The 1,674-nt window shown below is 62.8% G+C and carries 2 protein-coding genes; one reads left to right on the top strand and one right to left on the bottom strand.

Going from position 1 to position 1,674, the window contains the following annotated elements:
* Nucleotides 1-133 precede the first annotated feature (133 nt).
* Entirely contained in the window at nt 134-961 is an 828-nt protein-coding gene (gene map, locus EOA28_RS35045; protein WP_127251166.1) for a type I methionyl aminopeptidase, read from the bottom strand.
* Between the two features lie 171 nt (nt 962-1,132).
* Here map and EOA28_RS35050 point away from each other — a divergent pair, with 171 nt between their 5' ends.
* Complete coding sequence (locus tag EOA28_RS35050; protein ID WP_127386263.1) at nt 1,133-1,528, top strand: hypothetical protein; 396 nt, start codon at nt 1,133-1,135, stop codon at nt 1,526-1,528.
* Nucleotides 1,529-1,674: the final 146 nt, after the last annotated feature.

The raw sequence follows: 1,674 nt of genomic DNA on the forward strand, positions 1-1,674 counted from the left end.
CCTAAAGCGCGTCGCGATCTTTCAGACTCGCTCCATGCGCTTTAGGTTTTTGATTTTACGCATGTCTATATCCCGAAACCGGTTCCCACTTTCGGGAGACATGCTTTAGCCGGGAAGGCCGGCGGTAAGAAAGCTAGGCCGGCAGGCCGGGACGGTCGAGCTTTTTTGGCGACAGCGTGAAGATCTCGCAGCCGGTATCCGTGACGCCGATCGTGTGTTCGTATTGCGCCGACAGCGAACGGTCGCGCGTGACCGCCGTCCAGCCGTCCGACAGGACCTTCACATGCGGGCGGCCGAGATTGATCATCGGCTCGACGGTGAAGATCATGCCGGGCCGCATCTCGACGCCTTCATTGACAGTGCCGTAATGCAGGATGTTCGGCGCGTCGTGGAAAAGCTGGCCGACGCCGTGGCCGCAGAAATCGCGCACCACCGAGCAGCGCTCGGCTTCGGCATAGGTCTGGATCGCGGCGCCGATGGCGCCGGTGCGGGCGCCGGGCTTGATCGCGGCGATGCCGCGCATCAGGCATTCATAGGTTACTTCGAGCAGGCGCTCGGCAGCGCGCTTGATGGTGCCCACCGGATACATGCGCGAGGAATCGCCATGCCAGCCGTCCAGAATATAGGTGACGTCGATGTTGACTATGTCGCCATCCTTCAACGGCTTGTTGTCGGGAATGCCGTGGCAGACGACATGGTTGATCGAGGTGCAGGACGATTTGGTGTAGCCGCGATAATTGAGCGTCGCCGGCAATGCGCCGTGGTCCATGCCGAATTCGAAGACGAAGCGGTCGATCGCTTCCGTCGTCACGCCGGGCTTGACCATCGGCACCAGCTCGTCGAGGCAGCGCGCGGTAAGATCGCAGGCCTTGCGCATGCCGGCAAAACCTTTCTCGCCATAGAGGCGGATCTGGCCGGTGTTTCGAAGGGGGGCCGTGGCGGCGTCGAGATAGGTAACCATTTCTGTCCGTTTGCCGGCGTTGGCTCCGAAGGAAGCCGAGTGCCAGAATCTGCCCCAGATTTGGCACCGGAAGCCGCAAGGTTCAAGGACGAAGTGCGATTGCGCCGTCCATTGCGGCTTTCCTTCTGGCGTTCCATGGGTTAGGGCCGGTTCTGGTATCTGGAGATCGGCTTGACGGCACCTGAACGCGAAAGATCGAAGCTGCTGCCGGTCAGGATCGCTTTTGCCGGCCTGATGGCGCTGCTGATGCTCGCATTGCTGGGCTTCGCCCAGGCCGGAATCTCTGCATCGGCCGTCCCCCTCCAGGGTGGCTCCAGCATCAGCGCCACCCGCCAGGGCGACACGATCGCGCTGCTCAGGACCTCCGGCAAGACGCAGGCGCTTGAGGTTCGGGCTAGCCGGCCGCTGCCCGTAAAGCTTGTCAGCGGCAATCCCGGCGCGCTGGCGCCCGCAGCCGATTTTCTGGTTATCGGCCAGGCGTTGCCACCCGAAATGGGTGTCACGCCCGCGGCGGGAACCGCAACGCCGTCGCGTACGAACCAGCCACGCGCGCCACCCGCCGCATAAGCCCCGGCCGCCGAGCGCGGCATCCAAATCAAAACACGTCTTCGCGTCGCGATCCACCGACGGCCGCCCGCCGTCCGCCGGTTGCGTGCGCTTCAATACGGATTTTCTTCAATGCAACGCATCAAGACCATCAAGACAATACCCCG

The organism is Mesorhizobium sp. M2A.F.Ca.ET.067.02.1.1, assembly GCF_004023285.1.
GTDB lineage: Bacteria > Pseudomonadota > Alphaproteobacteria > Rhizobiales > Rhizobiaceae > Mesorhizobium.

Excerpts from the sequence above, each read along its gene's own strand:
- map (WP_127251166.1), bottom strand. The coding sequence starts at position 961 with ATGGTTACCTATCTCGACGCCGCCACGGCCCCCCTTCGAAACACCGGC.